Genomic DNA, 20,252 nt, shown 5'->3' on the forward strand with positions numbered 1-20,252 from the left:
TGTTTAGACTGCCATCGAACCGGTCGGATTAGTGCTGCGACCTTTTTGGTTGAGACTGGACGCGGAAAGCAATCACTAACATGTTTCTGGAAAAGGACTTAGAAGCTCTAACAAACCCCGTGTCAGCAATCACCCAATCAGCTCCGCATCGCTTGCGATGCGGTAGCAGATGACGGCCAAGCCGTCGTCTCGATCCACGGCCGCGTCATCCAGCTCGGCCCGTTCGGCTCCCATAAGAGCCACGCGAGGTACCAGGAGGAGATCGCCAACTGGCGAGCCGTCCGCCTGAAGCAGGAGGTCGAAGAGGCGGCCGAGCCCGAGCCGGAAGTCACACTCAAGGAGCTGCAGGCCCGCCGGATGCGTGGCTACCCCGTTACGATCGACGAGCTCGCCCTGGCGTACCTCGACTTCGCCCGCGGCTACTACGTCAAGAACGGCCGCGTCACGCGTGAGGCGGAGATCATCGGAGACATGCTCCGCGTCCTGGTCCGCCACCACAGCGGCCAGGCGGCCGAAGAATTCGGGCCGGTGAAGCTCAAAGAACTCCGCGAGCGGATGATCGACGAAGCCGATTGGTGCCGCAAGCACGTCAACCGGCAGGTCTCGCGGGTGACACGGTTGTTCAAATGGGCGGTCGCCAACGAGCTGATTGGGCCCTCGGTCTACCAGGCGCTCACCACGGTCCCCGGCCTCAAACGGGGACGCACCGAAGCCCGCGAGACCGGGCCCGTGCTGCCGGTCGACGACGCGGTGGTCGCGAAGACCCTCCCCCATCTGCCGCGGATCGTCGCCGACATGGTCCGCCTGCAGCGGCTCACCGGCATGCGGCCCGGTGAGGTCTGTGCAGTTCGCCCCCGCGACCTTGATCAATCAGCCGAGGTGTGGGTCTACGAGCCGGGCGAGCACAAGATGGAGCACCACGGCACGAGCCGGCTGGTGATGATCGGGCCCAAGGCCCAGAAACTGCTCGCCCTCTACCTCAATCGCCACCCAAGCTGCCCCTGCTTCCTGGGCGACGAGACGGTCAGGCTCTCCCGACGGTGAGGTGAAGAAGCTGAGATTTCGCTGAACGCCGACCTGATCCAGCGGGCCCACCGCTTCGCCATCAGCCGCGGCAAGCTGGAGCCTTACAACGTCAACGCCTACCGGATCGCGATCCACCGGGCCTGTGAGAAAGCGGGGCACGCGAAGTGGTCGCCGAACCAGCTCCGGCACTCGGCGGCCACGGAGGTCCGGAAGCAGTTCGGCCTCGAAGCGGCCCAGGTTATCTGCGGCCATCAATCGGCCGACGTGACCCAGATCTACGCCGAACGCGACGTGAGCCTTGCGAAAGAAGTCGCCAGGAAGGTGGGCTGACCGCGATCAGGCCTCTTCGGCATCGCGAGAGTGAAAGTTCTTGACTCGGGCTACCGGTATGCGCTAGGCCAAGGAGATCGAAAACAGCAAACAGAAGGAGTAACTCGATGAGCAACACGAGCAACAAGCCGGTCCAAGAGGTCCGCGACGGCGGCCTGCGGGTCGCGATCTTCCGAAACGTACCGAAGCAGGAAGGCGACCGCCCCCGCTACTCGGGCAAGCTCACGCGGAGCTACCGCGACGCCCAAGGCGAGTGGCGTGACACGGAGTACTTGTCGGGGACGGAGTTTCTCCGAGCGGCCCGCCTGATGGAGAAGGCCTACGACGCCGAACTGGACCAGAGAGCGGCGGACAAGGGCGAAGCTCCCGAGCCGACCGTTTAGGCGCCACCTGAGGGGATGGCGGCGTTGTACCGGCAACGCCCCCTCCCTCAAACACGCATCGGTGAAGACGACCCCGGCGAATTCGGGCTTGCTCTTCGGCGCCGCGGATGAGGCAACCTCACTCAGTTCGCGTCACAGTAAATTGTTGTTGGTGGCCCCTTCGCTTCCCTGCAATTGGCTGTACTGCTCGGCCAGAGACGGGTGGACGTATCGCTTATTCAGCGGGCAGTTGTAAGAGCCTCCGTATGCCTCGCTCTCGATGTCGCATTTTCCTGTTGGCCGAGGCAGTGAAATCCGATGAACTTCATCGAGTCTGGCGAGAAAAATGTGGCAATACCGACTTTATCTGTCGGTTTCATTAGAAAGAGCGCAGGAGATCGGGTGAACTCGCGATTAATAGACTAACCTCCACCGTGGAAGGAACTGAAACGCCCTAGTCAAGGATGGTTAGAAGAAAAATGCTGTAAAATGGTTGCGAAAGCAGGCCCTACGGATTTTGGGAACTGTCCGCAGTCGGAGCAAGGGCCTTCGGTCAAGGGTCGAGACAGAAAGAAGCACGGGTTCATTCGCGTAAGACGAACGAACCCGTGCTGAAGAATTGGCGGAGTACTTTGCACCGTCTGGTGATTGTCCTGGAACTAGCGTGTCCTTAGTAGATAGTCGTTGTAGCTATGCTGGCACACTCGCAACTTCTCAATAGAACGTCCCGGCGCAAAACATCACTTCCATCATGCAGGGGGAGTTTGGGGCAGGTGTGAGCGGCGAGACAGCTACGACCGCAGACGCTTCGTGCCGGACAAGCAAACAATGCTCGCCAGCGCGAGTAGCGCGGTGGAGGGCTCAGGAACACCAAACGTGTGGGTGCCTGGAGTTGTCTGAGCTTGGATTAGTGGAAGTTCAGTAGCGTCGTCTCCCGTTTCTAGGCCATTTACTCCGGAGTGGTACCATTCACTGATATCGAAAACACCCCCGTTGCCATCAGTTACCGTTGGAAGTCGGTAGGCGAAGCCATCGGTATATTCCCAGGGCTCACCCGATCCATCTGTATCGAGGACGCCATGAATGTCGGCAATCACTGTTGCAAGAGGAGTCCCGGCTCCATCGTCGGCAGTGGCGAGAATATAACGGTCGTCGCCATTACTAAAGAATCCTGGTGAATAGAGGTCGGCCGGGAATCCGTATGTGTTTTCGAAAATATTCTGCCCGTCATTGGAGGTGGTTTGAATGACGAAAGAGTCCCCGGCCGTGATTGTGACTCCGGTCAGATCGACATCGATTACGAGATCGATGTTTGCGTTCGACTGGATGGCAATACCGCCACCCGTGAAGGTATAGTCGGTGTTCGCGGAATTCGTGATTTCGACAAACTTAGGATTGCCGCCTGGAAGTGTCGCGTCGACGACTTCAGAAATAAAAAGGCCCGCATTGGCGTAAGTTCCAATCGCCAACATAAAAATGCTTGTGTAGCTCAGTAAACTAACCTTCTTCATTAGATCCTCGCCAGTTGTAGGCCGCGAATTGTTGCGGCAAGGTAGTGAAGGAATGTCACGTAAAACGTGGCTTCCGATACAGAAATATGCGGCATACTGCCACAGTAGACTCGGTGAGCCTGAAAAACGTTTTTTATGCGAAATCTGGATGCCTGTTGTTAGCTGGTTTGCTCTTCCGACCCAGCCTTTGGCCAAGGACTAGGGAGCTGAATGCAGAGAGTAAGAGCAACCCAGAAGCGGGCTCTGGGACAGGGTTAAGCAGCACAGTGTGCGATTGGCCAAGAGGGTCTAATGCCTGAGCGACCAGCTGATGATTGTCGTTCATCCAAAAGGCCTCTGTTATCGTCCAGCCAGACCAGGTCGAACTGAGAAGCGACTGAACAGGTACGTAGCCAGTCGAATCGGTCCAGAGAATGTTCTCCGTTTCGTATCCCGACGGAGTGCTCGTGCCAGTTTCGCCGAGAAGTACCTCCGAGTCTGTCATGTCATGAAAGAAGTGGTCGGAGGCGAGGTATCCGGAACGCAATGGTATTTCCGTGCGAAACGCAACGCCATTGGTCGAGGGGTCAAAATCGACTAGGACGTAGTCGGTCGTGCCACCGGTCGTCCTCATTAGCACCGTGTTGTTGTCGTTAAGCGCGATTGATTGTCCATTGCTCTCTCCCGGCCCAGGAACAATGCCCGTACCGTCGGGCAGTTGCACGATCTCCATGTCGGCGTAGTCCGCGTTGGCCGCGTTCCAGACGACTACATCAAGACCAGTGTTGCTACGTAGTTCTTCGTCACCTAACGCGACATTGTTGTTGTTGATCGCGTGATTGCCGTCTATATCGGGATAAGCTTGACGGGAACCTGAGTCGCCTACCGGGACCGTTCGCTTGAAGGGGTAGTATTCGCCCGAATTGATGTCGTAAGAGAACGGCTGCCATCGGGGATCTTCGCCATTCTTGGTGCGGCCTACCGCGATGCCAAGATCGTTGACGCCATAGAACTTCGTTTCGACGTCATCATCGTATTGGTCAATCGATCCCGCATTCGGGATCAAATCTGGCCGGTCGTCGAGCCACGTTGGCACTTCGATCAATGTATCGGTGTAGATGTTATAAACGGCCGCAACCGCGTTGTCTTTGATGCCCTGGTCGACAATCGTCTGCGGGCCATGGCCAACGACCCAGCCGTGGTTGTTTATTGCATCGGCCGTATTCACCGGCAGTGGATAAACAACACCGCTCGGGTCCCATACGCCTTTTACACCGCTTTTTTCGCCGAAAAGCACTTGGCCGGCATTATTGATTCCCTTGGGGATTTGTGGATTCCCAGCCGGAGGATTCAACACACTGATGTCGATGATCTGAATATCGTAAGCGGATGGAATCTGGGCTATAGCGGAAGAAGAAGTCGAGACAATCGCCATGCAGAAGACAAACAGCACGTACGCAACGTGCCACGAATTGCCAGCATTTGCTGACAGCATGTGTGTTATTCTCATTAGTCACATTCATCTGCCGCAGTAGTTTCGAGTCGTGAAATCTGAGGCGGCGACGCTCGATTTCTCTATGGTTGTTCGATCTAGGTTGCCTCGAATCGGTAGCTCATACCTCAAGAGAGTGCGTCACACTAGATGCAACTTGTGAATACCTGCCTAAGGCACAATGAAGTTTCGATGAATACCTGACGACGTATCAAATCAACCCAACGATGCTTCGAACAAACGGATGCCCGTGCTGGGAGCAATTGAGTGTGGAGATGACACGATACGGTCTGCCTTAGAGCCTCAGCGGTCAATCTACCGCCGAGACTTTGGGCTTGTCGGACATGCAGGCGGGTGGACCAACTGACCGCTTGAAGAGTCTCCCACTAACTGCGGAGGTCTCGTCTGGCCTTGGGCACCTCAGCGAGTTCGCTGAGTCAGCAACCGGCCGCGGGTGAGGCAAACGCAGCATATTCTGCGAGCCACAACCCGCTGACGGTCGACCGGTCTGAACTTGGAATTCCGACCCTCGCCCGGCGCCATGTTGCCATGGGTTCCTTCGGCCAACCCCATCGCCCTTGTTTGCCCAATCGGAACTCCGGGCGGTCCGGGGATGGTAGTAGCAGGGGTTGTGCCGATGATAGCGAGGAGGTCTCCCTCTTTACCTCCCCTGCTGGCAAGGACGCTCCATGCGCCTGGTTTCTCGACACGCACGACTTCTTTGCCAACTGATCGGCGTCGGGTTGCTATCAGCGACGCTTGCGTGGGGTCAGGGGGTCGAGCAACTCCTGCTCACGGGCCGGGCTCCAGATGCACATGCTTTGCCACAAGTAGAGCCGCTTAGCCATCGAGCGTTGACACTCGCCAGGCTTGAAGAGCTTGCTCTGTCCAACAACCCCACCCTGGCTCAGGTTTCCGCGCGTGTGCAAGCGGCCCGCGGTGAGTACTTGCAGGTCGGTTTGAAGCCGAACCCGGTCGTCGGCTACGTCGCCAACGAGATCGGCAACGAGGGGGCGGCTGGCCAGCAGGGGGCCTTCGTCAGCCAACAGTTCATCACGGCGAACAAGCTCGGGCTGAACCGGCGGGTCGCGGCGAAGGACGTCCAGCGCGATCAGCAGCTCTGGGCGGCGCAGCAGCAGCGGGTGCTGACCGACGTGCGGATCGCCTTTTTTCGTGCGCTCGTCGCACAGCAGAGGCTCGAAACCACACGCCAACTGGTGGAACTGAGCGACGAGCTGGTGAAGCGTTCTGATATGTTGCTGGAGAGCCGCGAGGGGAGCCGCATCAACCTGCTGCAGGCGAAGACCGAAGCGCAGACGATCCGGCTCAACCAGATCAACGCCGAGAACCAGCTCGATGTCGCTTGGCGGCAGCTGATGACGTTTGTGGGCGTGGCGAACCTGCAACGAGCGCCGCTTGCCGGCGACCCGGCCGCCGCGATCCCCAGTCTCACCTGGGAAGGGGCGGTTGCGCGTCTGCGTGCGGAGAGTCCCGAGGTCGCGGTCGCCGCGATCGGAGTAGAACGCGCCCGGTGGGCGGTCGATCGGGCCTGCGCGGGGCGGGCGCCCGACATCACCGGTCAGGTGGCGATCCAGTACGACGACGCGACCGACGACACCGTGACCTCGGTGCAGGTGGGCGTGCCCCTGCAGCTGTTCAACCGGAACCAAGGCAACATCGCGAAAGCCAAGGCCGAGCTGCGTGTAGCGCGGCGCAACCTGCAGCGGGTCGAATTGGATCTCGCGAACCGCCTGGCGGCCGTGTTTGGCGCGTACGAAGTCGCTCGTAAACAGGCCGAAGTATATCAGACCAGCGTTCTGCCGAGCGCGACGGAAGCACTGGAGCTGGTCGATGCTGGCTTCCGGGAGGGGGAGGTCGACTACCTGACCGTGCTGACAACGCAGCGGACCTACTTCCAAACGAGTTTGGCGTACCTAGACACGCTTCAGGCGGTCCGCGAGACATCTGCCGAGATCGAGGGACTCCTGCTAACCGGCAGCCTGAAACTGCCGTAGCCGAGAGATGTGTCTATGGATAGCATAAATAGAGTTTCCCATCTCCTTCGTTCACAGCACAAGCTTTGCTCCCACTCCCGGCCGACAGAACGATCCGTGTGCTGATAGCAATCGCCGTGCTATCGAGCGGAGTGGCTGCGCATGGTTATAGCCACGCCCACGCCGGCGGGGACGACGCCCACACGCATCCTGCGGTGACCGATACCGCGGGCCACGCCGAACAGGGCCATCATCACGACCACGGACCACAGCCGCTTCATCGAGCCGCTGAGGCGCGGATTGCCCCCGGCGCAGTAAGCCACTCCCACATCAGTCTGTATGGGTTGGAGTTTACAGTGCCGGCTCCGGACGAGCACGACGGTGACGACCGCCTGCCAGAGCCACCGATCTTGCTGAGCGAGGCGAGAGCCGCCACGCCGGTCGTTCTCGGTCAGCTCGGGCCAAACGACCTGCTGCTCCTGCTTCGCGGCGACGTTGACTCATTCCGCTGCGCAGCAGCGGAAACGTCCATGCCGTCCATGCCGTCGCTCCGCCCGCAAGTCGACACGCCCCTTCTGTGTGAATGCGCGCGCTGTGAGCGCACCGGCGTGCTGCTGATTTAGTCTCGCGCGGCCCTCTGCCGCCCCGCTCTACGAACCCGTCCGCTGTCGAGTGCTGCGCATTCGATGCGGCGATCCTAGCTGCCTGCCTCCGTACCTGGAAAGGATTTCTCCGATGAAGTTTTCTTACGCGTTTGTTGTCGTCCTCGCTCTGCCCGTCACGCCGCTGCTGGTCGGCTGCAGCCAAGAGCCATCCCCCCCCGCCACCGCGGAGCCTGCCCCTGCTGACGAAGGGGGCGCTGAAGAGTTCGACCCGCACGATGCCCCGATGACCGAAGCGGAGATCGAGTCCCTCAAGGGCGGGCTGACTAGCTACAGCGAAGCGATTGCGAAGGTGAAGAGCCTGCGTGACTCGATCCGCGACGCCATCGCGGCCGGCAACCCGCCCGGGGCGCACCGCCCTCTCGACGAGCTGGACATCGTGCTGGGCCACCTGACGACGGTGGCGCGTGAGAACGATGTCCCCAAGTCGGAGTGGGAGACGATCAACATGTCGGCCCAGCGCGTCCGCGAGCTGTTGGGCGAGGTCCACGCCAGGATCGACGGGGGCGAGGCCGCCGAGTACGAGACGGTCGCCGACGACATCCAGACCGCCATCGAGCAGCTCGAAGGCGTGCAGACGAATTAACACCGGACGCCACGGACTCCTTTGTTTCCCCAGAATGTCAGAATGTGTGAGCACGTCCGAATTTGTTTCTGGCCGTGGCGCTGCGTCGCGCTATTGGCCTTCGTGGTTTTGAGCGACTTGTCGCTCGGCGTGCGCGCATCAAACGCCCACGAGGGGCACGCCGCGCTGCCAACGAAGGGGCTCACCGTTTCCGGAGACCAGCTCTTGCTCTCTGAGGGAGCGCGGAAGGCGATCGACCTGCAGACCGGCAAGGTCACGCTGGCCGACATGACGCGTCGCGTGGAGTGCAACGCCCACGTCGAGGCGCCGTGGCGGATGCAGGCGATGGTCACGACCCAAGTGCCGGGACGGATCGCTCGGCTGTTCGTCCGCCCCGGCGACCGGGTCGAAGCGGGGCAGGAACTGGCGAGCGTCGAAAGCCTGGAACTGGAGGCGTTGCAGCTGGCGATGCTGCAAGCCGACGCGGAGCTGCGTCTGGAAGAAGAGAAGCTCGCGCGGCAACGCCCCCTGGCGGAGCGTGGCGTGATCACCGGCAGCGCGGCCCTGGAAACCGAAGCATCGGTTCGACAGCGGACGACCGAGTTGGAAGTCGTGCAGTGCAAGCTGCGGGCGCTCGGGCTCTCGCAAGGGTTGCTTGCGAGGGTGCGACAGAGCCAGCAGCCGGTAACGGAGTTCGCCCTCGTCAGCCCGTTGTCGGGTGTGGTTGCAGAGGCCGACGTGCGGGTCGGGCAGGTCGTCAAGACGACCGAGCACCTGTTTCACGTTGTCGATCCATCACGGGTCTGGGTGGTCGGCGACGTGCTCGAAGGGGAGTCCGCCGCCGTCCTACCGGGGCAGCCCGCGGTCGTGCGGTTCAAGGAGCTGCCCGATCAGCAGTTCACCGGCGTTGTCGATCACCTGCACCTCAAGATGGACGAGACCCGCCGCACCCGCCACGTGGCGGTTTTGATCAGCAACACGGACGGGCTGCTCAGTCCTGGGATGTTCGGGCAGATGTGGGTTGAGACCGCACGGTCCGAGGAGGCGATCGTCTGCCCGACCGACGGGATCATCCGCTACCTTGGCTCGGAGTACGTGCTGGTCAACCGCGGCGAGGGCAAGTACGTGCGGAAGCCGGTCGAGATCGGCCTGCGGCGGGAAGACCAAGTGGAAATCCTGGACGGGTTGTTCCCGGGCGACCGGGTCGTTGTGAACGGCAACCACGTGCTCTTCTCGCTCTTCGCCAACGAGACGCCCACCTCAAGCGGCTCGCGGACGCCGCCCAAGATGGAAGCCCATCCGGAGGTCCCGGCGAGCGGAGGCGCCGCGCCGAAGCCGGTCGTTATCCAAGGCACGGTCGAGTTGCCAACCGACCGCAAGGCGCTGGCCAGCGCCCGCCTGGAAGGACGCGTCGGCCGCATCCTCGTCAACCACAGCCAGCCAGTGAAAGCGGGTCAGGTCTTGGCCGAGGTAGAAAGCCTCCAACTGCGAAACCTGCAAGGCGAGCTGCTGGAGAGCCAATCGAAGCTCGCATGGACCCGCGAGCGTGCCGGGCGTCTGGAGCGGCTCGCGTCCCAGAACTTGCTCTCCAAGAAAGAACTCTGGCAGCTGCAAACCGACCAGCGGGTGCTTGAGAACCGGGTCGCGAGCCTCGCCAGGCGCCTCGGAATGCTGGGCGTCGGGCAAGACGAAGTGGACCGGGTGCTGTCGGTCGACCTTTCGTCCCAGGACTGTGACGTGGCGCTCGTACGCAGCGTCTCGATCCGCGCCGCGATCGATGGCGAGGTCGCGGCGTTCGGCATCGTACCGGGGCAGATCGTCGACGCCGACACGCCGCTCTTCGAGATCCACGACCGCTCGACGTTGTGGGTGAAGGGCTACGTCTTCCAACGCGACGCCGCCGGCGTCACGACCGGTCAGCCCGTTTCGGTCACCTTCCACGCCTTGCCGGGGGTCCGGGTCGAGGGGCGAGTGGTCCGAGTCTCGCCGGTGCTCGATGCGAGCGAGCGCGTGCTGCCGGTCTGGGTGGAAGTCGACAACTCCGATGGCCGCCTGATCGAGGGCATGCTCGCGCGGATCGAGATCAACCGGGTCGAAGTCGCCGAGGCGCGTCGCCACCGGCTGGACAATGCACGCTAGACCACACCGACCGGACCCCCATCGATGCTGAACCGAATCATAGCCTTCTCGCTGAACAACCGCCTGCTGGTGATGGCGGCGGTCGTGCTGCTGGTCGCCATCGGCGGCTACCGCGCCTTGCGGCTGCCGATCGATGTCTTCCCAGACCTGAACCGTCCCACGGTCACGATCATGACCGAGGCGCACGGCCTCGCGCCCGAGGAGGTGGAGGCCCTTGTGACCTTCCCGCTCGAATCGGCGATGAACGGCGCCACGGGCGTCCGCCGCGTCCGGTCGGCGTCGGGCATCGGCATCTCGATCGTCTGGGTCGAATTCGACTGGGGCACCGACATCTACGTCGATCGGCAGGTCGTCTCAGAGAAGCTGCAGCTCGTGCGCACGCGGCTGCCGGAGGGCATGAACCCGACCATGGCCCCGATCACTTCCATCATGGGCGAGATCATGCTCGTCGGCATGCACTCCACCGGCGAAACCAGCAACATGGAGGTCCGCACGCTCGCCGACTGGGTCGTCCGGCGGCGATTGCTCGGCATCGGCGGCGTCTCGCAGGTCACCGTCATGGGGGGCGAGATGAAGCAGTACCAGGTGCTTACCTCGCCCGAGCGTCTCGCCGAGTTCGACGTCACCATCGACCAGCTCACCGACGCGGTGCGGCAGTCGAACACGGTGATGGGGGGCGGCTTCCTGCTCGGCAAGGACCAGGAGTCGCTGATCCGGATCATCGGTCGGGCGACAACACTCGACCAGATCGAACAGACCGTGGTGCGGACCGGAGAACCCGTCCCAATCACCGTGGGCCAGGTCGCCGAAGTCGTCTTCGCGGGACCGGTCAAACGCGGTGAAGGGAGCGTCAACGGCGAACCGGCCGTCATCATGTCGGTGCAAAAGCAACCAGGAGCGGACACGCTCGCCCTGACCGAGACCATCGGCGGCACGCTCGACGGGATCCAGGCGACACTGCCTTCGGACGTCGTCATCGACAAGGACGTCTTCAAGCAGGCGACCTTCATCAACGTGGCGATCGGCAACGTCGTCGAAGCGATCCGCGACGGCGCCATCTGGGTCATCGTCATCTTGTTCGTGTTCTTGTGGAACCTCCGCACGAGCGCCATCACGATCACCGCGATCCCGCTGTCGGTCATCGTCACCGCGCTCGCGTTCGACTACTTCGGCATCTCGATCAACACGATGACGCTCGGCGGCGTGGCGGTCGCCATCGGCGAACTGGTCGACGACTCGATCGTCGACATCGAGAACATCTACCGGCGGCTGAAGGAGAATCGCGCGAAGGCGAGCCCGGACAACCCGCTGAAGGTGATCTTCCTCGCCTCGGCCGAGGTGCGCAACAGCATCGTCTACGCGACGCTGATCGTCGTGCTGGTGGTGTTCCCGCTCTTCTCGCTGGCCGGCCTCGAAGGCCGCATGTTCGCGCCGCTTGGGCTGGCCTACCTGATGACGCTCGTTTCGTCGCTAGTCGTCTCGCTGACCGTCACGCCGGTGCTCTCGTCGTACCTGCTCCCGCGAGCCAAGTTCCTGGAGCGGGAGGGCGACCCGCTGCTGCTCCACGTGCTCAAGGCGATCGACACGCGTCTGCTCCGGTTCACGCTCAAGCACACGACCGCGGTGCTGAGCGTCGTTCTCGTTTGCGTGCTAGTCTCCTGCTCGGCCATTCTCTGGATGGGGGGCGAATTCCTGCCGGAGTTTAACGAGGGGACGCTGACGATCGGCGCGACCGCCCCACCGGGAACCAACCTGCAGGAGTCGAACCGTATCGGCCAGCGGGTCGAGATGATGTTGCTGGCGATCCCCGAGGTCACGCACGTCGCCCGGCGGACCGGCCGGGCGGAATTGGACGAGCACGCGGAGAACGTGAACTTCTCGGAAATCGACGCCACGCTCGCCGAGCACAGCCTCCCCAAGCCGGGCTGGCACAACGCGGTGCTGCGCGCCGTCCCCGGGCTCAAGTGGCTCGGAGAGGCGGAGCAAGGGCGGCCACGCGAGGAGGTGCTGGCCGAAATCCGCGACACGCTCTCGGAGATGCCGGGCGTCGTGTTCAACATCGGCCAGCCGATCTCGCACCGACTCGACCACATCATGTCCGGCATCCGCGCCCAGATCGCCGTGAAACTCTACGGACCCGACTTGCAGGTCCTCCGCGACAAGGCCTACGAGGTTGCGCTGGCGGTCTCTGAGGTGGAGGGGGCGGTCGACCTGCAAATCGAACCGCAGGTCGAGATCCCGCAGGTGCAGGTGACGATCCGCCGCGAGGAAGCGACCCGGTACGGACTCACCCCCGACGAGGTCGCCGAAGCGATGGAAACCGCCCTGCAGGGGCGTGTCGTCTCGCAGGTCTTGCAAGGACAGCGGACTTTCGACTTGGTCGTCTGGTTCGACGAGTCGGCCCGCAACAACGTCGACGCGATCCGCTCGACGCTGATCAGCCCCCCTTCGGGAGCGCAAGTGTCTCTCGGCAGTGTCGCGGACGTTGTCCAAACCACCGGCCCGAACACCATCAATCGCGAGAACGTGACGCGCCGCATCGTCGTGCAAGCCAACACGGCCGGCCGCGACTTGGCGGGCGTCGTCGGGGACATCAAGCGACGCGTCGCGGAGTCGGTCACGCTCGAAGAAGGCTACTTCATCGACTACGGCGGTCAGTTCGAGGCCCAGATGCAGGCCAACCGTCAGTTGATGTTCTGGGGTTCGATGTCGGTGCTGAGCGTTTTCCTGTTGCTCTACAAGTGCCTGCAGTCGTGGCGCGCCGCACTGCAGGTGATGGTCAACATCCCGCTCGCCGCGATCGGTGCGGTGGCGGCGCTGCTGTTGACGAGTTGGCCAACGCCCGAGGCGGTCCAAGCCGCCGCCTGGTGGGAGCTGCCGCGTGTGTGGGTCGAGGCTTCGACGCTCTCGGTCGCCCACTGGGTTGGATTCATCACCCTGGTCGGCATCGTCAGCCGGAACGGCATCATGATGATCTCGCACTACCTCCACCTGATGCGGTTCGAGGGGGAAGAGTTTGGCGAACCGATGATTATTCGCGGCAGCCTGGAGCGGCTCGCGCCGGTGCTGATGACCGCGCTCACAACAACGATCGGCCTCGTGCCATTGGCGCTCGGCGCCGGTGAAACCGGCAAAGAAATCCTCCACCCGCTCGCGATCGTCGTGATCGGCGGACTCATCAGCTCGACCCTACTCGACCAGATCGTAACCCCCGCACTCTTCTTCAAATTCGGACGGAAGGCCTACGCAGGCCGGTTCGCGGCCGGGCAGGAGGGGCCCGACGAACCGGAGGTGCTGCGGATCGCCGAGCAGTTCGACAAGCAAAAAGAGTAAGAACGCGTCCCGAGTGTGAACTAATTACCGCGAGCGAGGCGTCGTGACATGAGGTTGATCATGGCGATGTAGGCGAACGCCTCGCTGCTGGCGGCGGTCTTCTCGTAGTCCTTGCTGTAACGCCGGCAGCGGCCGAGCCAGGCGAACGTACGCTCGACGATCCACCGCTTCGGCAACACCACGAAGCCCTTGACCCCCACCGGCCGCAAGACCGTTTGCAGCACCCAGCCGAAGGCCTATTGGGTCCAATCGGGCAGCCCGCTGCGGCCGTAGGCGCTGTCGGCGAACACCACTTTCAGCCGCTTGAATCGCCCTCTCATCCGGGCGAGCACGAAGCACGCCCCGTCCTGATCCTGCATGCTGGCCGGGTGGACCACCATCGACAGCAGCAGCCCCAACGTGTCGACCGCGATGTGCCGCTTGCGGCCGGTGATCTTCTACCCCGCGTCGTAGCCCCGCAACTCGCCCCCTTCCGCCGTGCGGACCGACTGGCTGCGACGACCGCGGCGGTCGGCGTGGGCTTCTTGCCGGCCGCCTTGCGGGCTTTCTCCCGCAAGGCGTCATGAAGGCGCCGCCACGTCCCGTCGTTCCGCCAGTTCCAAAAGGTGTTGTAGACGGTTTTCCAGTTCGGTAAGTCGCTCGGCAGCTGCCGCCACTGGTCCGCCTCAGGCGGAGTGCGAGCGACGTACAGGATCGCGTCGATCACCCACCGCCGGCACATCGGCTCGGGTCCGCAGCCGCTCCACTCGGGCAGCAGCCGCTTGATCAAACGTCATTGTGCGTCGGTCTGGTCGCTGGGATACTTCTTCTCCTTGAGCACGCTGCGGTTCCTCCGTCATTGGATGGCAGTCCAAAGGGGGAACCGTAGCGGCTTTTCTCATCCGGCGCTACCCGGGACACGTTCTAAGAGATCGAGCAGGTCGACTCCTCCGACGTGCAGTCGTCGCTACAGCCGCTAGGCTGACCGGGCTTGCGAGCTATTCGAGTCGACAATGGAGCACGTGGCGCGCGTTTTGCATACAGAGGGCGATCTGGATAGACAGCTCCGCCCCCTAGCGGCTCGCCCCGAGGCACACATGAATCGTCAAGAACGCCCTTCCGGGAATGGCATCCTCTCGGCAATAGGCTGGACGCCTCTTGTGGAATTGACCCGCCACATCGAGCTCAGTGGTGGTCACCTCCATGCCAAACTGGAAGCCTTCAACCCAGGGGGCAGTGCTAAAGATCGACCCGCAAAACAGATGATCGAGACGGCGATGGCGGCGGGATTGGTGCATGAGGGGACGACGGTGATCGAGTCCACCTCAGGAAATATGGGAATCGGGCTGGCGCAGGCGTGCCGTTATTACAAGCTGCCTTTGATCTGTGTCGTCGACCCGAGGACGCAACCGCAGAATTTGGCGATGCTGAAGGCTTTCGGCGCCCAGGTCGACATGGTAACGACACCCCTGCAAGGCGATTTCCTCCGTGCGCGACTAGCACGCTTGTGCCACCTCCTTGAAACGACCCCCAACAGCTTCTGGCCGAACCAATATGCCAACCTAGAGAATCCTCGAGCCCATCAGACCGGGACTATTGCCGAGATCGATGAACAATTGGGCGGCGCCTATGATTACATTTTTGTGGCGGTGAGCAGCACGGGCACGCTGCAAGGCTGCCAGGAGTTTCTGCAAGCACATGGGCGACAAGCACGGCTTATTGCGGTGGACGCCGCGGGCAGCGTGCTGTTCGGCGGGAGCCCAGGACCGCGGTTAATCCCCGGGCTCGGCGCGGGACGGGTCCCGCCCCTCGCCCGAGACAATATGCAAACGCAGGTGCAACGGGTATCGGACCTCGACTGCGTGGTTGAATGCCGCCGGCTGGCTTACCGTGAAGCGATTCTGGCAGGCGGTTCCGGCGGCGGGGTGCTTTCGGCCATCAGAAGGATGCGAGAGCAACTAGCTGGCCAAACGGTGGTCGCCGTGCTGCACGATTCTGGGACACGCTACCTAGATACGGTTTACGATGACGTGTGGGTCGAAGCGAACTTGGGCCTCGCTGCGGATGAGCTGGCTTCACTTGTTCACGCCGACGACCAGATTCCGGTTGAAGCGAGGCAAGCATGACCGTGCTCGATCGAGTCGTACCTCACGCCGCATGCAACCCCCACTACCCTGCAGCGCCGTTGCGAATCGCCGTGGTCGGCTGCGGTCCTAAGGGGTTGTTTTGCCTCGAGCGTTTAGCCTATGAGCTCGACAAGCGAAACACCGGTAGGTCGATGCACATCTCGGTCTTCGAACCCGCCGAATACCCCGGCGCCGGTCTCGTCTACAACCCACGGCAGCCGCACTACTTGCGGATGAACTTCGCTGCTAAGCACATCAATATGTGGCGGAGCGAGGATGACGGCCCTACTCTTCTGCAGTGGCTGCAACGGCATCACCCGAAGCTCGCCAGTGCTGAACAGTTCGTGCCACGCGCGATTGTTGGCGAGTACTTGCACGCCTGCTATCAGACGGTAATCGCCCGTCTATCGCAGCACGCAACCGTTGCTCTGCTGAAACAGTCGGTTACTGGACTGATCGAAGTCAAATCGGGATGGGACATTATCACCAAAGGCGGCCGAAGAGTTGAATGCATCGACGAAGTCTTGCTCGCGGTGGGGCACGAAGGGTGGCGTGCCGGGGGGGCTGCGTCTAATCGAGACACTCCCTTTGATATACCCCATGTCTACCCAACATTGCAGCAGCTCTCCCCCACAGCGGCGCTGGCCGGAAGCCGTGTAGCCCTCCGTGGAATCGGCCTGACGGCCATCGACGCGATCCTTGCCCTTACCGAGGGTCGGGGAGGAACGTTTCGGCAAGACAGCAAAGTTTGGCGATACCAGCCTTCCATGGGTGAGCCAGCAGTCATCTACCCTTACTCTCGCAGCGGCCGGCCGATGCTGGCCAAGCCGATCTCTCAAAAGATGTCTGTACCCCCTCTTGCGAACTTGTGGCGGCAATACGCCAGCCAACTTGTGAAGCTCGCAGAGGAAAACCGCCCCATCCACTTCGCGGAAGAGATTTGGCCGGTGGTAGTCTTGGCCGCCGAGGACGCCTTACAAGCGAGCGGTGGTATCGGTGCTGGGCGGTGGTTCGAGTCGCGGCTTCACAACCGGCCTACAGCGAAAGAATTCCGGGAACAGCTCGTTAGCTCGGTCGAGGTCGCCACCGGAGTGCGGAGTCCCGATGCCGCCTGGGCTGTTGGCGAAGCATGGCGCAGGCTTTATCCATCGCTAGTGAAAATCATCAGCCATGACGGCCTGGACGCTGAATCTTGGCCTCGCTTCCGCATCGTAGCCAGTGAGATGGAGCGTGTCGCGTTCGGACCACCTGTAGAGAACTGCTGCAAGCTCTTGTCGCTGATCGATTGCGGACTCGTCGATCTTGCCTACCTGCAAGGACACGTAGGCCCCCACGGAGCCAACTCAATAGCTATAGGCGCCAACCACGGTGACGCTCCCAAGTCGATCGATCACCACGTGAATGCAGTCCTGCCCAACCCGGCAGCCTCACATCCTTGTGGCCCGCTCAGCTCGCTCGCAAAGGCGGGAGCCCTGACACCCCATGCCAGCGGCTGCGGCTATCGTGTCGACCGGTCGGGCCGCCCCATCACCACGGCGGGCACGACCCTGCATGGATTGACGCTTGTCGGTCGGCCTACGGAGGGGTCCGTCTTGGGCAACGACACACTGAACCCTCGGCTGCACGACCAATCGTCCCGGTGGGCTCGGTGCATTTTTCAGAAGTCAAGGCAACCCGAAGGGAGCGCGTCGTGAGCGTCATCGGTACCTATGATCTTGAGCGGGCATCCAACGACATGATCGACGGAATGCGTGATGGGTGTCATGGTGCGGCGCCGCTTCCTGGACGCGTCTCCGATTGGATGGTGGACTTGCTGCGGGACGCCCGACTCCACCAATGGATTGCTCAACACGGTTCTCCGCTGAACGTCGTCAATCCCGAGCATTTCATTCGAAATGCATCGGAAATGATCAGGATCACGCAGGAGCGGGGCGTACAGTTCCGTCCGTTTTTTGCTAGAAAAGCCAACAAGTGCCTCGCTTTCGTCGACGCCGCGATTGACGCTCATCTGGGGCTCGACTGCGCGAGCGAGGAGGAACTGCTTCAGTCGCTCGATCGCGGCGCTAAGCCGTCGAACATCATCTGCACGGCGGCCGTCAAGAATCGCGGACTGCTAGAACGGTGCGTCTCTGTTGGTGCAACGATTGCCGTCGACAACTTCCAGGAGTTGTCGGCCATTGAGAACATACAGCGGGGAGAAAGTAGTACTGCCCGACTAGCACTCCGCATGAGCGGTTTCCTCCATGGCGGGAACAAACTTCGCTCGCGGTTTGGATTCGATATGGACCAGATCCCCGAGCTGCTGCGCCGCCTCGACGACCATCCCGAGAGCCTGCGCAGCATCACAGGCCTGCATTTTCACCTCGACGGATACTCGGGTTCTCAACGCGTATCGGCCATCCAGCAACTGATCCCTTTTGTCGACTCGTTGCGCGAAGCCGGCGCACCTATCTCATTTATTGACATCGGCGGCGGCCTACCGGTCTGCTACCTAAATAACGAAGCCGATTGGTCGCGATTCTGGCGTGAGCACCAACGCGCCCTTACCGAGCAACGCGGTGAGATCACCTACCGCAACGATCCGCTGGGGCGAACGGTAGACGCCAACCGTGTGCTGGGCGAACCCAAGGCGTATCCTTTCTTCCAGCAGCCCGCTTGGGACGCGTGGCTTGCCGCAGTCCTCGATGCGGAGATCGATGGCGAGCCGATCGCCCAAGCTTTGGCCACGCGACAGCTCGAACTCCGATGCGAACCAGGACGGAGTCTACTGGACAACGCGGGACTCACGATCGCCAGGGTCGAGGGCGTCAAAGCTTTGAACGACGGAGCGGGCGCGATCTTGCTATCGATGAACGGCACGCAGTGCCGAACGTCGAGCGCTGACTTTTTTGTAGATCCGCTACTGGTCAGGGCGCGCGCCACGGAGGCTCGAGTCGCTCTGCCTGCAAACCAGTCAGGCTACCTGTTCGGCGCTTACTGCACCGAGTCGGATCTGATCGTGAAACGGAAATTGGTCTTTCCGGAAGGGATCGGCGTTGGAGACCTAGTCGTGCTGCCGAACACTGCTGGCTACTTCATGCACTTCCTCGAGAGCAGATCGCATCAGTTTCCGCTCGCCAAGAACGCAGTATACGACCGATCCACGCCTTCGCTTCTTAGTCTCGATGGAATCGACGAGAACGACAGGGCAAAGAGAAAGACGGCGCCATGATCGTCAACCCAACAGACGAGGGTTGGGACATAGTTTTCCAGCCAGCGCACGGTTTGTTGGCAGCCAAGCTTGCAAGCGAGTTTGCAGAGGACCGTCGATGCCCTTTCTGGTTGGAAACCGTCACTGCAATCGCCACGCATGACGACGGACAAGTCGCGTTTCAACCCGGAGACCGCCGCTACCTCACTCAGGCCGGGGCTCCGAAGGACTTCACGGCGGTCGAACTATCGGCCGAGCAGCGTTACGAAAAAACCCGCGATTGTCTTGAAAATGCGTACCGCAAGCACAGGTGGACCGGTCTGCTGGAGTCTCAGCACGCGGAGTTTCTCTATGGCGAAAAGGATGCGGCGTCGGATTCTTTGAAAGAGTTGTTGGCGAACGAGCGACAACATCGCGAACACGTTCTCGATGAGTTGGAGCTCGACCGAGACGACTTACAGATCGCTTACGACATCATGCGTTGGTGCGATCGGTGCTCGCTGATTCTCTGCCAGGACCGCATTCCCTCCATAGGACGGAACTTGGAAGTCATCACTTTCGCAAACGGCACGCGCGTTGACCTAAGCCAGGATGACTCCGGCAATCTGAGGATTAACCCTTGGTTGTTCGGTACGGCCAAGTTTGAGGCGACGGTCGAAGTGCATCGACTGACGCGGCTTGCCTTTGAAGACGATGAGCAATTGGAGCAAGCATTGCGTGACTGCACCACACATGTACGCAGGTACGAGTTTGAGCGATCTGTTGAAATGCCGTGATTCGCCTCGAAGTCACGAGACCACCACGCCGAACTCTCGTCATGCTTGAGCGCCCCACCTAGCCGCTCACGGCAAACGATCTCTTCGACCTTGGTGGTCCTTGCGCCTCGGCCTCTTCGATCGAGTGCGCATTATTGCGTTAGAGCGGTTTGCTCATAGGTGTAGACGCTCGGCTCGCGATCGGCGTCATGGCTTCGTCAGCCTGCATCGACAATGCACCGCATTGCCTGCTTCGGCTTCCTCGCCACGCCGCCAATCGCTTCCCCGCTCGTCTACACCAATTCGAAAACCGCTCTAGCGGCATCCATGAGCCGCTAAAATTTCTTGCCGAAATTAGATTGACGCGGTATGTCTACGCAAGTAGATTTAGTCTAGTAAACGATTGCCACCGACTTACGAGGCTCTTTTCCTATGTCATCGACGCAACTCGGGCGAGTCCAGCTCCTCATCATGCAGGTCTTGTGGGCAAAGCGACGAGCAACCGCCCGGCAAATCACCGACGCGATCAACGAGATCGAGCCCATCGCTCACAGCACCGTGCAAACGCTTTTGCGCGGCCTGGAGGAGAAGGGTTCGGTTTCACACGAAACCGAGGGGCGGACGTTCGTGTTCCTGCCCTTGGTTGTGGAAGACGAGTTCAAGCAGAACGCTACACGGGACCTGCTCGATCGCGTCTTCAGCGGCAACGTCGGAAAGCTCGTCACGCACCTCCTTAAGAACGAGAACGTGCCCAAGGAAGAGATTGACGAGATCCGTAAGTTCATCAACCGCCGCAGCAAGAAGTAAAA

General features: G+C 61.4%; 16 protein-coding genes and 1 pseudogene. 12 read left to right on the forward strand and 5 right to left on the reverse strand.

Translation table 11 applies throughout. The features are described from left to right. The first annotated feature begins 357 nt into the window (after positions 1 to 357). From Mal64_RS20075 to Mal64_RS03270, 3 genes are all read left to right on the forward strand, one after another. The gene (locus tag Mal64_RS20075; RefSeq protein WP_231993566.1) at positions 358 to 1,044 is read left to right on the forward strand and encodes a tyrosine-type recombinase/integrase; all 687 of its coding nucleotides are present in this window, start codon (positions 358 to 360) and stop codon (positions 1,042 to 1,044) included. A 60-nt stretch (positions 1,045 to 1,104) separates the two neighbouring features. Continuing rightward, positions 1,105 to 1,356 carry a tyrosine-type recombinase/integrase gene (locus Mal64_RS20080; RefSeq protein ID WP_261342182.1) on the forward strand — a complete coding sequence of 84 codons (252 nt, stop codon included), beginning with the start codon at positions 1,105 to 1,107 and terminating at the stop codon, positions 1,354 to 1,356. A 107-nt stretch (positions 1,357 to 1,463) separates the two neighbouring features. Continuing rightward, entirely contained in the window at positions 1,464 to 1,739 is a 276-nt protein-coding gene (locus Mal64_RS03270; protein WP_146396985.1) for a hypothetical protein, read from the forward strand. A gap of 770 nt (positions 1,740 to 2,509) precedes the next feature. On the opposite strand, the gene Mal64_RS03275 is transcribed toward Mal64_RS03270, so the two are convergent. Further along, a complete protein-coding gene (locus Mal64_RS03275) occupies positions 2,510 to 3,229 on the reverse strand; it encodes a lamin tail domain-containing protein (protein ID WP_146396988.1) in 720 nt (239 codons plus the stop codon). Between the two features lie 133 nt (positions 3,230 to 3,362). After that, positions 3,363 to 4,703: a hypothetical protein gene (locus tag Mal64_RS03280; protein WP_146396991.1), complete on the reverse strand. Its 1,341-nt coding sequence runs from the start codon at positions 4,701 to 4,703 to the stop codon at positions 3,363 to 3,365. A 686-nt stretch (positions 4,704 to 5,389) separates the two neighbouring features. Here Mal64_RS03280 and Mal64_RS03285 point away from each other — a divergent pair. Next, on the forward strand, positions 5,390 to 6,715 hold the full coding sequence (locus tag Mal64_RS03285) for a TolC family protein (protein WP_146396994.1): 1,326 nt from the start codon (positions 5,390 to 5,392) through the stop codon (positions 6,713 to 6,715). A 119-nt stretch (positions 6,716 to 6,834) separates the two neighbouring features. Here Mal64_RS03285 and Mal64_RS19620 read toward each other — a convergent pair whose 3' ends face one another. After that, a complete protein-coding gene (locus tag Mal64_RS19620; RefSeq protein WP_197525397.1) occupies positions 6,835 to 7,017 on the reverse strand; it encodes a hypothetical protein in 183 nt (60 codons plus the stop codon). A gap of 412 nt (positions 7,018 to 7,429) precedes the next feature. Between Mal64_RS19620 and Mal64_RS03295 the strand changes: the two genes are divergently transcribed. From Mal64_RS03295 to Mal64_RS03305, 3 genes are all read left to right on the forward strand, one after another. Next, positions 7,430 to 7,942, forward strand: a complete 513-nt coding sequence (locus Mal64_RS03295; protein ID WP_146397002.1) for a hypothetical protein — start codon at positions 7,430 to 7,432, stop codon at positions 7,940 to 7,942. A 108-nt stretch (positions 7,943 to 8,050) separates the two neighbouring features. Continuing rightward, positions 8,051 to 10,060: an efflux RND transporter periplasmic adaptor subunit gene (locus tag Mal64_RS03300; RefSeq protein ID WP_197525398.1), complete on the forward strand. Its 2,010-nt coding sequence runs from the start codon at positions 8,051 to 8,053 to the stop codon at positions 10,058 to 10,060. A 24-nt stretch (positions 10,061 to 10,084) separates the two neighbouring features. Further along, entirely contained in the window at positions 10,085 to 13,393 is a 3,309-nt protein-coding gene (locus Mal64_RS03305; protein WP_146397012.1) for an efflux RND transporter permease subunit, read from the forward strand. 20 nt (positions 13,394 to 13,413) lie between these two features. Here Mal64_RS03305 and Mal64_RS20375 read toward each other — a convergent pair. Both Mal64_RS20375 and Mal64_RS20380 read right to left on the reverse strand, forming a co-directional pair. Then, positions 13,414 to 13,773, reverse strand: a pseudogene (locus Mal64_RS20375) (transposase). Beyond that, entirely contained in the window at positions 13,710 to 14,114 is a 405-nt protein-coding gene (locus tag Mal64_RS20380) for a transposase (protein ID WP_391570411.1), read from the reverse strand. Before Mal64_RS20380 ends, Mal64_RS20375 begins: the two are co-directional and overlap by 64 nt. Positions 14,115 to 14,469: 355 nt before the next feature. Between Mal64_RS20380 and sbnA the strand changes: the two genes are divergently transcribed. The 5 genes from sbnA (at position 14,470) to Mal64_RS03335 (ending at position 20,250) form a co-directional block, all read left to right on the forward strand. Continuing rightward, on the forward strand, positions 14,470 to 15,498 hold the full coding sequence (gene sbnA, locus Mal64_RS03315; RefSeq protein ID WP_146397015.1) for a 2,3-diaminopropionate biosynthesis protein SbnA: 1,029 nt from the start codon (positions 14,470 to 14,472) through the stop codon (positions 15,496 to 15,498). Beyond that, the gene (locus Mal64_RS03320) at positions 15,495 to 17,192 is read left to right on the forward strand and encodes an FAD/NAD(P)-binding protein (RefSeq protein WP_146397018.1); all 1,698 of its coding nucleotides are present in this window, start codon (positions 15,495 to 15,497) and stop codon (positions 17,190 to 17,192) included. The genes sbnA and Mal64_RS03320 overlap by 4 nt, the downstream gene beginning before the upstream one ends. Further along, on the forward strand, positions 17,189 to 18,709 hold the full coding sequence (locus Mal64_RS03325) for a Y4yA family PLP-dependent enzyme (RefSeq protein WP_231993567.1): 1,521 nt from the start codon (positions 17,189 to 17,191) through the stop codon (positions 18,707 to 18,709). The genes Mal64_RS03320 and Mal64_RS03325 overlap by 4 nt, the downstream gene beginning before the upstream one ends. Continuing rightward, complete coding sequence (locus tag Mal64_RS03330) at positions 18,706 to 19,464, forward strand: DUF3891 family protein (protein WP_146397021.1); 759 nt, start codon at positions 18,706 to 18,708, stop codon at positions 19,462 to 19,464. Before Mal64_RS03325 ends, Mal64_RS03330 begins: the two co-directional genes overlap by 4 nt. Before the next feature lie 411 nt (positions 19,465 to 19,875). Continuing rightward, a complete protein-coding gene (locus Mal64_RS03335) occupies positions 19,876 to 20,250 on the forward strand; it encodes a BlaI/MecI/CopY family transcriptional regulator (protein ID WP_146397024.1) in 375 nt (124 codons plus the stop codon). Positions 20,251 to 20,252: the final 2 nt, after the last annotated feature.

Origin of the sequence: Pseudobythopirellula maris, assembly GCF_007859945.1 — a bacterium.
Classification (GTDB): Bacteria; Planctomycetota; Planctomycetia; order Pirellulales; family Lacipirellulaceae; genus Pseudobythopirellula; species Pseudobythopirellula maris.